This window comes from Acidiphilium sp. AL (assembly GCF_025499445.1).
GTDB lineage: Bacteria > Pseudomonadota > Alphaproteobacteria > Acetobacterales > Acetobacteraceae > Acidiphilium > Acidiphilium iwatense.
Genome location: NZ_JAIMBZ010000013.1, coordinates 31,127 through 46,171 on the forward strand (window position 1 = coordinate 31,127; position 15,045 = coordinate 46,171).

Below are 15,045 nucleotides of genomic sequence, written 5' to 3' on the forward strand. Positions count from 1 at the left end.
CTTGCGCTCCCGTTTTCATTCGCCGTATTTTTCCAAGTAGCAGCCGAACAGTTCCTGCTCCGTCGGCTTGTCTTCCGGTATCGGCGTGACGAGGTGGGTGACGTTGAGGAAATGCCGGTAGTTCAGGTTCTCGCTGATCGAGTTTTTCTGCCACGAGCCGCAGCCCATGCTCAGCGTGAACTCGAGCCCGCTGTCGAACCCGCCGCCATTGCCGAAAGTATGGGCGAAATTCACCAGCACGCGCACGACGTCGAGTTCCTCGGCGAGGCGGCGGGCGCGGGAGAGCTCCTTCGTGTGGATGCCGCAGGAATGGCCGCGTCCCTGGTGGTCGAGAATGGCGCGCACCGTCCCGGTGGCGTTGTCGATATCCTTCGCGCGGTAGACGGTGAGCACAAGGGAGAGTTTCTCGCCCGAGAACGGATGCGCGCGACCGATGCCGGTTTCCTCGACGAGGAAGAACCGTGCCGACTTCGCCGCCTCCGGCAGGCCGAAGGCTTCGGCCAGAACTGACGCGTCGCGGGCGATGAGGTCGCGGTTGAGCTTGCCGTTCTGCCAGAGGATGCCCTCGATCCGCTTCGCTTCCGCCGGCGTGCAGCGATAGCCGCCGGCACGTGCGAGCGCGGCGAAAGCGTCCTCGTAGACGGCGTTGACGATGACGAGCGCATTCTCCGCCGAGCAGGAGGTCGAGTTGTCGAAGGTCTTCGAGGCGGCGATCTTGCGGGCCGCGTCATCGAGGTCCGCCGTCTCGTCGATGATGACGGGGACGTTGCCGGCCCCGACGCCGATCGCCGGCGTGCCGCTGCGATAGCCGCGGCGTACATTGTCCTGCGAGCCGGTGATGACGACAAGGTCCGCCGCTTCCATCAGCGCCTGCGTCATCTGCTTCGAGGCGGGCGACGGCAGGATCTGCACCAGATCCGCCGGCGCGCCGATGCGGACAAGTTCCGCCCGCATGCCCTCGACCGTCACCATCGTGGTCTTCGTGCCGGCGGGCGAGGGCGCGATGACGATGGCGTTGCGGCCCTTGAGCGCCATCATCGCCTTGTTCACCGCGGTCGCGGACGGGTTGGTCGACGGGGTGACGGCGCCGACGACGCCGATCGGCTTCGCAAACTTGACGATGCCGCGAGCCTTGTCCTCCTCGATCATGCCGACCGATTTCGCGCGCAGTAGGTCACGTAGCGTGCCGAAGGTCTTGCGCTGGTTCTTGGTCACCTTGTCGCGCGCGTTGCCGAGCCCGGTATCCTGCACGGCGAGTTGCGCAAGCGCCTCGGCGCGGTCGGGACGGTAGAGCGACCAAGCGAGCGCAATGACGAGTTCGTCGGTCCGCGTCTGGTCGGCATCGGCGATCGCGGCCATGGCGGCGCGGCCGCGCTCGATGAACGGTGCGATGACGGACGCGGCGGACGCCTGTTCCGGGTAGAGATTCGGTTGATCCATCGTTCTGGTTTGCTCCTTGGTCATCAGGTTTGGTCTTGCAGGTCAGTTGTTCGTGGCTCGCATTTCGGCGGGTTGCGGGGAAAGCAGTTGCGCGAGCGCGATGGAGGCGAGCTTCGCCTCCATCGGGTCGGCACGGGAAGTGAGGACAACCGGCACCGTGGCCCCGAGCACGACGCCGATGGCGGTCGCGTGCAGCAGATGCACCAGTGCCTTGAACAGAGTGTTGCCGGTCTCGATGTTCGGCACGATCAGCACATCCGCCCGCCCGGCCACGGCATCGCCGGCCATGTCCTTCAGCGCCGCCGATTCCGGGGACAGCGCGATGTCGAGCGCCAGGGGACCGGTAATGCTGCAGCCAGACCGCTCGGCCTCCTCGCAGAAAGATGCCGCGAAGGCACCGGCGGCGACGGAACTCGGCATCGCGGCGTTCACCGTCTCGCTCGCCGACAGCATAGCGATGCGCGGATGCGCGATCCCCACGGTCTTCGCCACTCGAATGGCATGGCGGACAATATGAAGAGTCGTTTCAGGATCGGGCGCGACGTTCAGCGCGGCGTCGGTGATCAGTAGGTGGTGCACCGCGCCGGGCCAGCGCATGACGAAGACATGACTGAGCCGGCTGCCGGGCGGGCGTAGCCCAGCGGCGCGGTCGAGCACCGCGCGCATCAGGGCATCGGTATGCAGGTGCCCCTTCATCAGCAGCCGCGCCTCGCCCGTGGTGACGAGGCCGACGGCAAGCCGCGCGGCATCGGCCTCGGTCATGGCGGGGACAATGCGGAACGCCGGCGGCGAGGCCTCCTTACTCAACACGGCCCCGATTGCAGCCGGGTCGCCGACAAGGATGGGCTCGACCAGACCGAACGAGGCGGCCAGGCAGACGCTTTGCAGCACGTCGGATGCACCGGCCGCGGCAACCGCCATCGGTGTGGGGCCGCGCTCGCGAGCACGCAACAGCAGATCGGGCGGGCAGAGATAGCCGCCCGCCGCCCCGGCGGACGGCCAAGCCCCCTCAGTCTCGTGGGTCCGCGTTTCGAGCGCCTCGGTTCCGGTCATCAGTTGACGACGGGCCCGGCGACGAAGCTGCCACTCGTGCACGAGGGATGGGAGATACCGGCCTTCGTTGGCATCATCTGAACTTTCCTCCTCCTGCCCGCCTTCCGGCGGGCCAATCTATTCAGTGAGCATCAGACTCTCGCAAAGCGCCCGTGCGGCTTCCAGCAGGACAGCGCGGTGCCGATAGACATCTGAAACCGGCATGCGCGCCGCAGGGGCCTGAATCGCTATGCCGGCCGTGATGTCCTGCCTTGCGTTGAAGATCGGCGCCGCAAGGCAGACGACACCGGTGAGATATTCCTCACGATCGAGCGCAAGGCCGTCACGGCGCACGCCATCGAGTTCCGCCCGCAGCGCGGCATTCGTGGTGATGGTCGTCCGGGTGTACGATTCGAAGGCGATCTGTTCGATCAACGGCGCGCTCTTCGCTTCCGGCAGGAAAGCAAGAAAGAGCTTGCCGATGGCAGTGCAGTGCAGCGGCACTTTCGAGCCGACATGGAAATGCAGCTGCAATGCGCAATGTGTCGCTTCAACCCGGTCGAAATAGACGATCTCGCTCCCGTCGAGAGCCCCGACATTACAGGTCTCGCCGACCTTCGCGACCAGGGCGTTCAGTATCTGGCGCCGCGGCGCGTATTGCACCGAACTGCGCAGCGTATCAAAAGCAAACCCCGTCAAACGCGGACCGATCGCCAGGTGCCGGCTCATGAACTGGCGCTGCAGGAACCCTTCCGCTTCGAACTGCTCTATCATGCGGTAGACGGTCGGCTTCGGTAGGCCGAGATGGGTCGCGATATCGACAGCCAGTACCGGGCGGCCAGCACGGACGACATAATCGAGCACCGCGAAAGACCGCAGGAAAACACCCGGATTGCTCCGTTCGGCCGGGATATCGGGAACAGAATCGACGAGTGTCGCCAACCCCGGCTCCCGCACCGAACCAGTCTCGACCGGCTTATTGTTGCGGGTGCGCCGACGCCGCTCCCCAAGCACTATCTGAGCCAATGTCATTTCCGTTCTGCGGTATAAAACCTATTATAGATTGATACAAAGCGAGCGATACGTCAATTTCAATGTGATAAATGAGAGAATTTTATCCGAAAGATGATGCTGATTGTGGCGCAACAAGCACAGGGAACGGAAACAATTATGGACGCAAGCAGGCATCGGAATGCCGGCTTTCAGAGCTCGACTCTGAATGGTAGTGTGGCTACCGCTGGCGGGTGATTTTTCTTGTGAGCAGGCGGATATGGGCAAGGAGGAGCCACGCTGTGGCGCTGGCGATGGTTGCCTCGAAATCCTTGGCGAGGCGGCGGCATCTGCCGAGCCAAGCGAAGGTTCTTTCGACGCCCTCCAGCAGCTTTCCACCGGCTTACGCCGGCGGAACTTCGCTGCTTCCGCCCACCTGCGAGGCAGGAGTTCAAAACCTGTGGCCTTGTCGGAGCGTTTGACGATCTGCATGGTCCAGGTGCCGATTTTGGCGAGGCGCCCCTTCAGCTTCGGGCCGGCATATCCGCCGTCGGCGAAGACGTGTCGGAGCCACGGATACAGCGAGCGAACGGCGTTGAGCACCCGCACGGCGCCGTCGCGGTCCTGGATATCGGCGGGGTGGATGACAAGCCCGACCAGATGACCGAGCGTGTCGGTGATGATGTGGCGCTTGCGGCCCTTGATTTTCTTTCCGGCATCGAACCCGCGCGGTCCGCCCGTTTCGGTGGTCTTCACTGACTGGCTGTCGATCACCCCGGCAGTGGGGGAAGGCTCACGACCAGCCAATTCTCGGGCCATCATGACAAGGGCGTGGTTGATGCGTTCCAGGGTGCCGTCGTGGCAGAAGCGGTAGAAATACGCCTGCACCGTGGTGAAAGGCGCGAATTCCCTCGGGATCTGACGCCATTGGCATCCGGTCGCCAGCATGTACAGGATCGCCTCCACGATCACCCGCAACGATACCGAGCGCGGTCGGCCACGGCGCGATATCCTGGTGGCCAAAATATAAGTAGAGCGTGATCGGCCTGAACCGATCACGCTAGCCGACGGCCTGCGGGCGCATGTCCTCGCGCTTGATACCGGCCACGACGACGGGTTTCTTCATCGCATCGCGGCGGAACGGCTCGCCGAGTTCCTGGTTCAGAACCACTTCGATAAAGGTGGTGACGCCCTTGGCCTGCGCCGCGCACGCCTCGCGCAACGCCTCGGTCAGCTCGGCCTGCGTCGTTGCGGTAACGCCCTTCAGGCCGCAACCCTCGGCGACCTTCGCGTAACTCAGGTGCGGATCAAGCTCGGTGCCGACGAAGTTGTTGTCATACCACAGCGTCGTGTTGCGCTTCTCCGCACCCCACTGATAGTTGCGGAAGATCACCATGGTGATCGCCGGCCATTCCTGGCGCCCGATCGAGCTCATCTCGCTCATCGAGATGCCGAAGGCGCCGTCGCCGGCGAAGCCGATGCAGGGCACGTCGGGGTTGCCGATTTTGGCGCCGATGATCGAGGGAAAGCCGTAGCCGCACGGGCCGAACAGGCCGGGGGCCAGATATTTCCGCCCCTGCTCGAACGTCGGATAGGCGTTGCCGATCGCGCAGTTGTTGCCGATGTCGCTCGAGATAATGGCATCGCGCGGCATGCCGGCCTGGATGGCTCGCCAAGCCTGGCGCGGCGACATGCGATCCTTGTCGCGCTCGCGGGCATCATGGTTCCACGAGGTGCCGTCATCGTCTACCTCGTGGTCGAGGCCGGAAAGCGTCTGCAGCCAAGCCGATTTGGTCTGGTGGATCAGCGCCTTGCGATCATCGCGCCCCTGGTCCCCGGCGGTCTCCGAAAGCTGGGCGAGGATGCTTTCCGCCACCAGCTTCGCATCGCCGCAGATACCGACCGCCACCGGCTTGGTCAGGCCGATGCGGTCGGCGTTGATGTCCACCTGGATGATCTGCGCATCCTTCGGCCAGTAGTCGATGCCATAGCCCGGCAGCGTGGAGAACGGGTTGAGGCGGGTACCCAGCGCGAGCACGACGTCGGCCTTGGTGACAAGCTCCATCGCCGCTTTCGAGCCGTTGTAGCCGAGCGGGCCGACGGCAAGGCGATGGCTGCCGTGGAAGCTGTCGTTATGCTGGTAGTTGTTGCAGACCGGCGCATCGAGCCGTTCGGCAAGCGCGGCACAGGCCGGAATTGCGTTGGCCAGCACGACGCCGGCGCCGGAAAGAATAACCGGGAACTTCGCCGCTGAAAGCAGCTTCGCCGCCTCGGCGATCGCCTTCGCACCGCCGGACGGCCGCTCGAACTCGACGGCGGCGGGCAGCGGCACGTCGATCACCTGGGTCCAGTAATCGCGGGGAATGTTGATCTGCGCGGGGGCCGACAGACGCTTCGCCTTCATGATGACGCGGTTGAGCACCTCCGGCACACGCGCCGGGTCGCGCACTTCCTCCTGGTAGCAGACCATGTCGCGGAACAGCGCCATCTGCTCGACTTCCTGGAAACCGCCCTGCCCGATCGTGCGGTTCGCCGCCTGCGGCGTGACCAGCAGCATCGGCGTGTGGTTCCAGTAGGCCGTCTTGATCGCGGTGACGAAACCGGTCACGCCCGGGCCGTTCTGGGCGATCGCCATGCCCATCTTGCCAGTGGAGCGGGTATAGCCGTCGCAGATCAGGCCGCCATTGGTCTCGTGCGCCACGTCCCAGAAGGTGATCCCGGCCTGCGGGAACAGGTCCGAAATCGGCATGAAGGCGGAACCTATGATGCCGAACGCATGTTCGATGCCGTGCATCTGGAGAACCTTCACGAAGGCTTCTTCCGTGGTCATTTTCATTACGTATTCCTCTCCGCATTTGAATTTCACTCGTGCGACACATCCAGCGCGAGATCCGCCAGAATGTTGCACAACGAAGCCCGGAGATCAATTGTTCTCATTCAATCAAACATATTATTCCGTTGTACGGAATTTTTGTCCACCGTCCCCAAATCACCACCCCCTGTCCGGACGAGGGCACCGTCAACTTGTTGGGGCTGGTGTTGACGAGGGCTCGATCGGCCCCCTTCGGTATGGATGATCATGCGACCATCGCGGTGCCGGTAACCTCCTGCCATTGGGCGAATGCCAGACCCAACGTATGGCCCGCCCCGTCTGCAAGTGATTTTTTATCAGATGAACCGTTCAGTCTGCGTCAACGTATGCCGGCCTCGGAGCAAGCTCCCGGTGGGTCGCGATCAGCGCATGTTGAACGATTTTTCGCTTGGATTGGCCGGAATCGTCGCTTCTCCCGTGATGTCGAAAAACTCATATCATGTAAAATCGCGCGCAATAATGGCTCTTCTCTATTCGGCTGGTTGAGGTCAAGCGCTTTCAGGCATCCACCGTTCCGATGTTTGACGTCGCCCGCGGGTCCGCTCTTCTCTTCGGGATCAGCCATTTGGCTCTCCCAGCATGGGATCAGTAGAATGGGGCGGAACAATCTGACTCGCGTCCTGATCACGCGTTGCGCGACCGGTACAAGAGCCACGGCGAACTCACCCCATCCGTCGTCCCGCGAGGGACATCTTCCACCAGGCGGTGGAACTCGATATTTCCGTGCCGTATGACAGTCGGAGAAGTGATTAAGCCGCCGAGGCGGCAACTGTCTCCTTTGTCCAGCGGAACTCCGTGCCATCGATCCACATGCGATGCATGATCACGGCCAGCCGGCGAGCGAGCGCGACGATGGCCTTTTGTTGACTCCGCCGTTTGGCGATGTTCATCGCCCAGGCTTTCAGCCACGACCATCTCTGTGCACGCGTCAGCATGACCTGGGCGGCTTCGTAGAGCAGGTGGCGCATCATGTCGTCCCCGCACAACGAGATCCGACCGACCCGGTGGTTCTCACCCGATTGATTGAGAACCACCGGGTCAGCCCCAAGGCTGGGCCGACAGCCTTTGAGTTCGTGAAGCGCGCCGGAATGTCGATCGTGCTCCTGAAGGCCAACGATACGACCGGGCCGACGCCAGGAATCGTCATCAGCCGTCGGCACACAGCGTCATCGCGAACGATCAACAGCAATTTGCGGTGCAGCGTCATGAACGCATGGCGCAGTTGTTCTCGGGATGCCAGGAGTGGCGCCATGATCTCGACGAGCTCGGGCATGCCGTCAACGAGCTCTCGGATCCGGTCGTCGAATTTGACCACGCCGACGGCGCCAACCTTGAGCCCGAAGTTGCGCAGCAAGCCGCGGATGTCGTTCTCGATGGCGATGGCTTTCTCCTGCAGCAGCTTGCGCGCCGTCAGCAGGGCGCGATGCTTCTGGCTCGTCAGCGTTTTTACATGCACGGGCCGGAACAGATTGACACGCATCATCTGTGCGATGCCACGAGCATCATTGCGATCGCTCTTGTTGACCTGCGCCTTGAGGAACGCCTTCGTATGACGGGTCTCGATGCAGATCACTGGCAATCCAGCCTCTGCCATCCCGCTGAACAGCCATTGTGACAATGGTCCAGCCTCAAGACCGACACGGGTAAGGGGCAAGCCAGGATCGTTGAGCAACCGCGCCAGGTCCTCAGGATGGCTCCCGACCTTCGCCTCGCGGCAGATCTTGCCCATTTCGTCGATGATGCACACCGACGTCTCTTTCACCGAGACGTCCAGACCGGCATAATACTTCATGCTGCGCTTCTCCATCTGATGCTTGTGGCCGTTTCAACCCGGACCACGTTTACCATCAGCCTGAAGCGCAGCACCTCACCCAAAAATCGAGGCTACGACGACCGGCCGAATACCCCATCTGATTCTGAAATTCCTAAAATCGCCGCCACAACCGAGTAGGAATTTCAGAATCGCCACGCTAGTCTCGCCCCGGCCGTCTTTCATCAGGCGGCGATAAAAATAATCGGGAGGGTTCAACGTGAACGATGACAAGGAGGCGGGCCGGCTGCTCGCGCGGCTCGACCGGATTCCGGTCTGGGCGCTGCCGAGCCTGTTCGCGGGCATAATCGGCATTGGCTTTCTGTTCACCTTTTACGATATTTTCGACATCAACGTCTCGTTCATCGAAACCTGCACGCAGCTTGTGCCGGGCTGCACGCCACCGAACTCGGCGCAGTACATCGGGCTGCCGGTGCTGCTGAACCTTGCCGGCTACGTGGCGGGAACCCTGATCCTGAGCCCGCTATCCGACCGGGCGGGGCGGCGCGACCTGCTACTGGTGACGATGGTGCTCACCGGGATCGGCTCGGCGCTGACCGCCGTGGTCAGCAGCTATACCTGGTTCGTGGTGGCGCGGGCGATCACCGGCATCGGCATCGGCGCCGATCTGGCGATCGTCAACACCTATATCGGCGAGATGGCACCGCGCGGCGGAAGGGCGCGCTATACCGCGATGATCTTCATATTTTCTGCTTTGGGTGCCGTGCTGGGCATCTGGCTCGGTCTCTGGCTCACCACGCCGCCGACGCCATTGCCGCTCGGCCTGCCCTTCGCGCTGGCCGGCAAGGGGTTCGGCTATGGCTGGCGCGTGATGTATCTGATCGGCGCGGCGCTCGCCCTGGTCGGCGTGTTGCTGCGGTTCCAGTTGCCGGAATCGCCGCGCTGGCTGGTGACGCGTGGCCGGCTGGATGAAGCGGCGAGCGTGATCGCGGATATGGAAGCGCGGGCCCATGTCATCTCACCGCTGCCGCCGGTGCCCGAACAGATCCCGCCGGCGCCGCCGGACACGCAGGCCCTGCCCTATTCGGCGATTTTCCGCAATGCGACCTATCGCAACCGCACCTTCCTGCTCGTCGCCATGTGGTTCTGCGCCTATATCACCGTCTATGCATTCGCGGCGGGGTTCACCACGCTGCTCGCGGCACTGCACTATCCGCCGCCGGAAGCCGGGCTGATCACCGCGATGGGCACCTTCGGCTTCGTGCTCTGCGCGGTCGTCGCCTATGCCTATGGCGAGCAGATGGAGCGCAAGACCTGGATGCCGATTGCCGCAGCGATCACCCTGGCCGGCGGCGTTCTGGTGGCACTCGGCGGCTCGGTGTTCTGGCTCGGCGTGCTGGGTTCGATGATCGTGTTTTTCGGCTTCAATGTCTGGGTGCCGATCGCCTATGCGTGGTCGGTCGAGAATTACCCGACGCGGGCGCGGACCACCGGCTTCGCGCTGGTCGATGGGATCGGCCATCTCGGCGGCGGGGTCGGCCTGATCGCGATCGCCCCGCTGATCCCGCATCTGGGCGTGCTGGCGGCGATGCTGATCATCATCGGGTTCCTGGTTCTTGCCGCGATCATCGCGCAGTTCGGCATCAGGACCCGCGATCTGACCCTGGAGGATATTTCGCCCTGACTGCGGCGTGATATAATTTTTATGCCGGTTTTATGCACGGCACGGAAAATCGCCATCTCGATTTTATGAGCGATCCGCGATGATGCGGGCTCGTTGACGCTTTCGCTCCGCTTCGGCCCTTTGGGCGGATCGGGTGAGCGCGCCATTCTGTCTGACACACATCGGAGGCCAATCGTGCCCGATATCGTCTCGCTGCTGATCGCCGCCGCGATCTTCACCCTGTTCTTCGTCTACGTTCCCGTCTGCGCAAAGGTCTGACCCGATGATCGATCTGGCATTGGGCGGCGCCGTTGCCCTGGGGCTGCTCGTCTATCTGGTCTGGGCGCTCGTGAGACCGGAGGATTTTTGAACATGACATTTCATGGGTTCGGCTACATCGCGCTCGTCCTCGTCCTGGTTCTGGGCGCGGCGTTCCCGCTCGGCGCCTATATGGCGCGGCTGTTCCGGGGCGAGGTGCATTGGCTGGCGCCGATCGAGCGCGGCATCTATCGGCTTTGCGGCATCGATCCGGCGCGGCAGATGGGCTGGGGCGCCTATGCGATCGCTCTGCTGATGTTCAGCGTTGCGCATTTCCTGCTGCTCTACGCGATCCTGCGGCTGCAATATTATCTGCCGTTCAATCCGCAGCACATCGCCGGCATGGCGCCGATGCTCGCCTTCAACACGGCGGCGAGTTTCACGACGAACACCAACTGGCAGGCCTATTCGCCGGAAAGTCAGATTTCCAACGGCGCGCAGATGTTCGGGCTCGCGGTTCATATGTTCCTCTCGGCCGCCGCCGGCATCGCGGTCGCCGCCGCGCTGATGCGCGCCTTCACCAGCGGCGGGCTGAAGACGCTGGGCAATGTCTATGCCGATATCACTCGGATCACGCTTTATCTGCTGCTGCCGATCGCGCTGATCGCCGCGGTTCTGCTGCTCGTCTCCGGCGTGCCAATGACCTTCGCGCCGTTCGCGCAGGTTCATACGCTGGCGGGCGGGGTGCAAACCATCGCGCGCGGACCGGTGGCGCTGCAGGAGGTCATTAAAAATCTCGGCACCAATGGCGGCGGATTTTTCAACGCGAATGCCGCGCATCCGTTCGAGAATCCGACGGGGCTCACCAATCTGCTGGAAATCTGGCTGCTGCTCGTGATCGGTTTCGCCTTGCCGATCGCGTTCGGCCACATGATCGGCCGCAAGCGCGAGGGGGTGGCCCTGTTCGCCGCGATGGCGATCATTCTCGGTTTCGCCATGGTCGGCACCTACGCGGCGGAGGCGGCAAACAACCCGATCCTGGTTCATGCCGGTATCGCCGCCCATCCGGGCAACATGGTGGGCAAGGAGATGCGGTTCGGCATCGCGCAGTCCACGACCTTCAACACCGCCGCGACCGGTACCTCGACCGGAGCCGTCAACTCCTTCACCGACAGCTATATGCCGCTCGGCGGGCTGGTCCCGATGTTTTTAATGCAGCTCGACGAAGTGGCACCCGGCGGCGTCGGTTCGGGTCTCTACGGCATGGTGCTGTTCGCGCTGCTCGCCGTGTTCGTCGCCGGGCTGATGGTGGGACGAACGCCGGAATATCTCGGCAAGAAGGTGCAGGCCAAGGAGATCAAGCTCGCGATGCTCGCGGTGCTGGTCCAGACCCTGTTCATTCTCGCGGGAGCGGGTTTCTCGCTGCTGACAAAGTCCGGCCTTGGCTCGCTCGCCAATGCCGGCCCGCACGGGCTGAGCGAGATGCTGTATGGCTGGACGTCGGCGACCGAGAATAACGGCAGCGCCTTCGCCGGGCTTTCGGCTAACACGCCGTTGCTGGATTACGGGCTTGGCGCCGCGATGCTGTTCGGCCGGTTCGCCGTGCTGATCCCGGTTCTGGCGATCGGCGGATCGCTCGCCGCCAAGCCGAAACTGCCGCATTCCGCCGGCACCTTCCCGACCGACGGGTCGCTGTTCGTCGGCCTGCTGATCGGCGTGATCATCATTCTGGGCGGGTTGCAGTTCATGCCGGCCGACACGCTGGGGCCGCTCGCCGAACATTATCTGCTGCTCGCCGGCAAGACCTTCTGAGGAATCCGATCATGTCCAATCAAGCCGATACGATCGGCCTGTTCGATCGCACCATCCTTGCCCGCGCGGCTGGCGATTCGGTGCTCAAGCTCAACCCGCGCACGCTGATGCGCAACCCGGTGATCTTCACCACCGAGATCATCGCCGCTCTAGTCACCGTAGTCGGCATCCGCGAATTGGTGACCGGCCAGCCCGCCGCCTTCTCGATCGTGATCGCGGTGTGGCTGTGGATCACCGTGCTGTTCGCGACCTTCGCCGAAGCCGTGGCCGAAGGGCGCGGCCGGGTGCGCGCCGACGCGCTGCGCCGGGCGCGTTCCGATACCATGGCGAAGCTCATCCTTGATCCGCGCGACCGGATGATATTCAAGCCGACGCCAGCACCTGAGCTGCACAAGGACGATCTGGTGCTGGTCGAGACGGGCGATCTCATCCCGTCCGACGGCGAGATCATCGAGGGTATCGCAAGCGTGAACGAAAGCGCGATCACCGGCGAATCCGCCCCGGTCATCCGCGAGGCGGGCGGCGATCGTTCGGCGGTGACCGGCGGAACCCAGGTGGTGTCCGATTGGCTGGTGGTGCGCATCACCGCCGAGCCGGGCTCGACCTTTCTCGACCGGATGATCGCGCTGGTCGAAGGGGCCGAGCGGCGCAAGACACCGAACGAGATCGCGCTCGACATCTTGTTGGCTGGTCTGACCATCGTGTTCGTCATCGCCGTGGCGACTCTACCGGGTTTTGCTTCGTATTCGCGGACACATCTGTCGATCGCGGTGCTCGCCGCCCTGTTCGTCTGCCTGATCCCCACCACGATCGGCGGGCTGCTCTCGGCCATCGGCATTGCGGGGATGGACCGGTTGATCCGCTTCAATGTCGTGGCGACCTCGGGCCGCGCGGTGGAGGCGGCCGGCGATGTCGATGCGCTACTGCTCGACAAGACCGGCACGATCACCTTCGGCAACCGCATGGCTTCGGCGATCTATCCGGTTCCAGGCGTGGACGAGCGCGTTCTGGCCGAGGCAGTATGCTACGCCTCGCTCGGCGACGAGACGCCGGAAGGCCGCTCGATCGTCACGTTTATCCGAGAGCGGTTTCAGATTGCCGAACGCCTTCCCACCAACGCGACCCTGGTGCCGTTCAGCGCCAATACGAGAGTGTCGGGAATCGATAGCGGCGGTAAATCCTGGCGCAAGGGCGCGGTCGATTCCGTGCTGAGCCTGACGGGCAGCGCAACGCCGGCGGTCTTCACCGAGGCGGTGTCGCGCATCGCCCGCGCAGGATCGACGCCGCTTGCCGTTGCCGTGGACGGCAAACTGCTCGGCGCGATCGAATTGAAAGACATCGTCAAGCCGGACATCAAGGAGCGTTTCGCCGATCTGCGCCGGATGGGCATTCGCACCATCATGGTCACCGGCGACAACCGCGTCACCGCTGCTGCGATCGCCGCCGAGGCGGGAGTGGACGACGTGATCGCGGAAGCCACGCCGCAGGACAAGCTGGGCTACATCCGCAAAGCGCAGGAGGAGGGCCGACTGGTCGCGATGTGCGGCGACGGCACCAACGACGCGCCCGCACTGGCGCAGGCCGATGTCGGGGTGGCAATGCAGACCGGCACCCAGGCCGCGCGCGAGGCAGGCAACATGGTCGACCTCGACAGCGACCCCACCAAGCTGATCGAAATCGTCGAGATCGGTAAGCAGTTGCTGATTACCCGCGGTGCGTTGACCACGTTTTCGATCGCCAACGACATCTCGAAATATTTCGCGATCCTGCCGGCGATTTTCGTGGCGACCTACCCGCAATTGCAAGCGCTCAACGTCATGGGACTGAGTTCCCCGGAGAGTGCGATTCTCTCGGCGGTGATCTTCAACGCCCTGATCATCGTGGCGCTGGTGCCGCTGGCGTTGCGCGGGGTGAAATTCCGCGCGATCGGCGCCGCCGCGCTGCTGCGCCGCAACCTGCTGATCTACGGCCTCGGCGGGATTATCGCCCCGTTCATCGGCATCAAGGCGATCGACATGATCCTCACCGCTTTCCACATCTTCTCCTGATCGGACATTGTCATGATTCGCGAACTTCGCCCGGCTTTGTCGCTGGTTCTGCTGTTCACCTTGATCCTTGGCGTGGCCGCGCCGGTCGCGTTCACCGGCTTCGCCCAACTCGTCTTTCCATACCAGGCGAATGGCAGCCTGATCCGGGTGAAAAACCATGCCATCGGCTCGGCCCTGATCGGCCAGAATTTTCCGGGCAGGCAATGGTTTCAGCCGCGCCCCTCGGCGCTGACCGGAACCGACGCGAAGGGGCAGACCGTCGCCACGCCGTATGATGCCTCGGAATCGGGGGCGTCCAATCTCGGGCCGACCAGCAAGACGCTGATCGCCAATGTCACCGCCCGGATTGCCGCTTACCGCAAGGCCTATGGTCCCGGCCCGGTGCCGGACGATGCGGTTACGTCGTCGGGCTCCGGCCTCGATCCGGATATCTCGCTCGCCAATGCGCTGCGCCAGGCGCCCACCGTCGCCGTGGCCCGGCATCTGCCGGCAGGCCGGATGACGGCGCTGGTAAAGCGGTTTGCCATGCATCGGCTGCTCGGCGTCATCGGTACCGATCGGGTTAATGTCCTGAAGCTGAACCTGGCCCTGTCTCGGATGCAAGCCGCGACCACGATGGTGCAAAAATAAATCATTTGATGACTCGCCATGGACAACATAACCCTGAAATCCCATAGATACTGGAGCATCATATGGATAATGATCTTTATCCTGCTGATTTATTATGAGAAAAATTACTCGAAATCCGTCATTGCAGAAAATATTCTTGAATCATCCATTGTTTCATGGATTGCGGTATCCTTTTCGACTCTTCTACGACTTGCCAAAAGCAATAATGCCATGAATGGAAAATTTATATTGATACTGGTCAGGAAAATATCCCGCCCATTTTCGATTTTGCTGTTCATTGAACTGATGTTGTTTTTTCTAATGAAAGAACGCAAGGAATTCATGATCGTATTCATATGTTCGGTGGCGGCGACAACGACCATCTATCTTGCGCTTGCCAGTCTCTGGGAATTTTCCATCTGGCTCAATCGGCCAAGAAACAGAAGGTGATATATCAGACTTGAAACATCGGCAGATTGGCTTCATCGGCGCAAAGGTCGCAAAACCGAACCTTGCGCCGAGGCTGGCTGGTGCGCGATGATGGACGTTG

Annotated in this window: 11 protein-coding genes and 2 pseudogenes; 7 read left to right on the forward strand and 6 right to left on the reverse strand. The window is 62.7% G+C overall.

Features of this window, described 5'->3' with window-relative positions; all coding sequences use genetic code 11:
- Positions 1-15 precede the first annotated feature (15 nt).
- The 6 genes and pseudogenes from sauS to AiwAL_RS09840 form a co-directional block, all read right to left on the reverse strand.
- Positions 16-1,440 carry an acylating sulfoacetaldehyde dehydrogenase gene (gene sauS, locus AiwAL_RS09815; protein ID WP_262312625.1) on the reverse strand — a complete coding sequence of 475 codons (1,425 nt, stop codon included), beginning with the start codon at positions 1,438-1,440 and terminating at the stop codon, positions 16-18.
- A 42-nt stretch (positions 1,441-1,482) separates the two neighbouring features.
- Positions 1,483-2,493, reverse strand: coding sequence for a phosphate acyltransferase (locus AiwAL_RS09820; protein ID WP_262312626.1), 1,011 nt, complete (start codon positions 2,491-2,493; stop codon positions 1,483-1,485).
- 117 nt (positions 2,494-2,610) lie between these two features.
- Complete coding sequence (locus AiwAL_RS09825; RefSeq protein ID WP_262312627.1) at positions 2,611-3,336, reverse strand: IclR family transcriptional regulator; 726 nt, start codon at positions 3,334-3,336, stop codon at positions 2,611-2,613.
- 367 nt (positions 3,337-3,703) lie between these two features.
- Positions 3,704-4,521: pseudogene (locus AiwAL_RS09830) on the reverse strand (IS5 family transposase).
- Position 4,522: 1 nt separating this feature from the next.
- Positions 4,523-6,298: a sulfoacetaldehyde acetyltransferase gene (xsc, locus tag AiwAL_RS09835; RefSeq protein ID WP_262312628.1), complete on the reverse strand. Its 1,776-nt coding sequence runs from the start codon at positions 6,296-6,298 to the stop codon at positions 4,523-4,525.
- 785 nt (positions 6,299-7,083) lie between these two features.
- Positions 7,084-8,126 (reverse strand): annotated as a pseudogene (locus AiwAL_RS09840) (IS110 family transposase).
- Positions 8,127-8,364: 238 nt separating this feature from the next.
- On the opposite strand from AiwAL_RS09840, the gene AiwAL_RS09845 reads away from it, so the two are divergent.
- The 7 genes from AiwAL_RS09845 to AiwAL_RS09870 all read left to right on the forward strand — a co-directional run bounded on the left by AiwAL_RS09845 (position 8,365) and on the right by AiwAL_RS09870 (position 14,945).
- Positions 8,365-9,789, forward strand: coding sequence for an MFS transporter (locus AiwAL_RS09845; RefSeq protein ID WP_235703738.1), 1,425 nt, complete (start codon positions 8,365-8,367; stop codon positions 9,787-9,789).
- Positions 9,790-9,882: 93 nt separating this feature from the next.
- Entirely contained in the window at positions 9,883-10,047 is a 165-nt protein-coding gene (locus AiwAL_RS09850; RefSeq protein ID WP_235703739.1) for a hypothetical protein, read from the forward strand.
- A gap of 4 nt (positions 10,048-10,051) precedes the next feature.
- Positions 10,052-10,138 carry a K(+)-transporting ATPase subunit F gene (gene kdpF, locus AiwAL_RS20385; RefSeq protein ID WP_407932529.1) on the forward strand — a complete coding sequence of 29 codons (87 nt, stop codon included), beginning with the start codon at positions 10,052-10,054 and terminating at the stop codon, positions 10,136-10,138.
- A gap of 2 nt (positions 10,139-10,140) precedes the next feature.
- On the forward strand, positions 10,141-11,838 hold the full coding sequence (gene kdpA, locus AiwAL_RS09855) for a potassium-transporting ATPase subunit KdpA (RefSeq protein WP_235703740.1): 1,698 nt from the start codon (positions 10,141-10,143) through the stop codon (positions 11,836-11,838).
- A gap of 11 nt (positions 11,839-11,849) precedes the next feature.
- Entirely contained in the window at positions 11,850-13,886 is a 2,037-nt protein-coding gene (kdpB, locus tag AiwAL_RS09860; RefSeq protein ID WP_235703741.1) for a potassium-transporting ATPase subunit KdpB, read from the forward strand.
- Between the two features lie 12 nt (positions 13,887-13,898).
- Positions 13,899-14,516, forward strand: coding sequence for a potassium-transporting ATPase subunit KdpC (kdpC, locus tag AiwAL_RS09865; RefSeq protein ID WP_235703742.1), 618 nt, complete (start codon positions 13,899-13,901; stop codon positions 14,514-14,516).
- Positions 14,517-14,585: 69 nt separating this feature from the next.
- Positions 14,586-14,945, forward strand: coding sequence for a hypothetical protein (locus tag AiwAL_RS09870; protein ID WP_262312629.1), 360 nt, complete (start codon positions 14,586-14,588; stop codon positions 14,943-14,945).
- Positions 14,946-15,045: the final 100 nt, after the last annotated feature.

What these genes read in the sequence shown, in the direction of transcription:
- kdpB (WP_235703741.1), top strand. Translation starts at nt 11,850, where the DNA reads ATGTCCAATCAAGCCGATACGATCGGCCTGTTCGATCGCACCATCCTT.
- AiwAL_RS09820 (WP_262312626.1), bottom strand. Translation starts at nt 2,493, where the DNA reads ATGACCGGAACCGAGGCGCTCGAAACGCGGACCCACGAGACTGAGGGG.
- kdpF (WP_407932529.1), top strand. Translation starts at nt 10,052, where the DNA reads ATGATCGATCTGGCATTGGGCGGCGCCGTTGCCCTGGGGCTGCTCGTC.
- kdpA (WP_235703740.1), top strand. Translation starts at nt 10,141, where the DNA reads ATGACATTTCATGGGTTCGGCTACATCGCGCTCGTCCTCGTCCTGGTT.
- sauS (WP_262312625.1), bottom strand. Translation starts at nt 1,440, where the DNA reads ATGGATCAACCGAATCTCTACCCGGAACAGGCGTCCGCCGCGTCCGTC.
- AiwAL_RS09870 (WP_262312629.1), top strand. Translation starts at nt 14,586, where the DNA reads ATGATCTTTATCCTGCTGATTTATTATGAGAAAAATTACTCGAAATCC.
- kdpC (WP_235703742.1), top strand. Translation starts at nt 13,899, where the DNA reads ATGATTCGCGAACTTCGCCCGGCTTTGTCGCTGGTTCTGCTGTTCACC.
- xsc (WP_262312628.1), bottom strand. Translation starts at nt 6,298, where the DNA reads ATGAAAATGACCACGGAAGAAGCCTTCGTGAAGGTTCTCCAGATGCAC.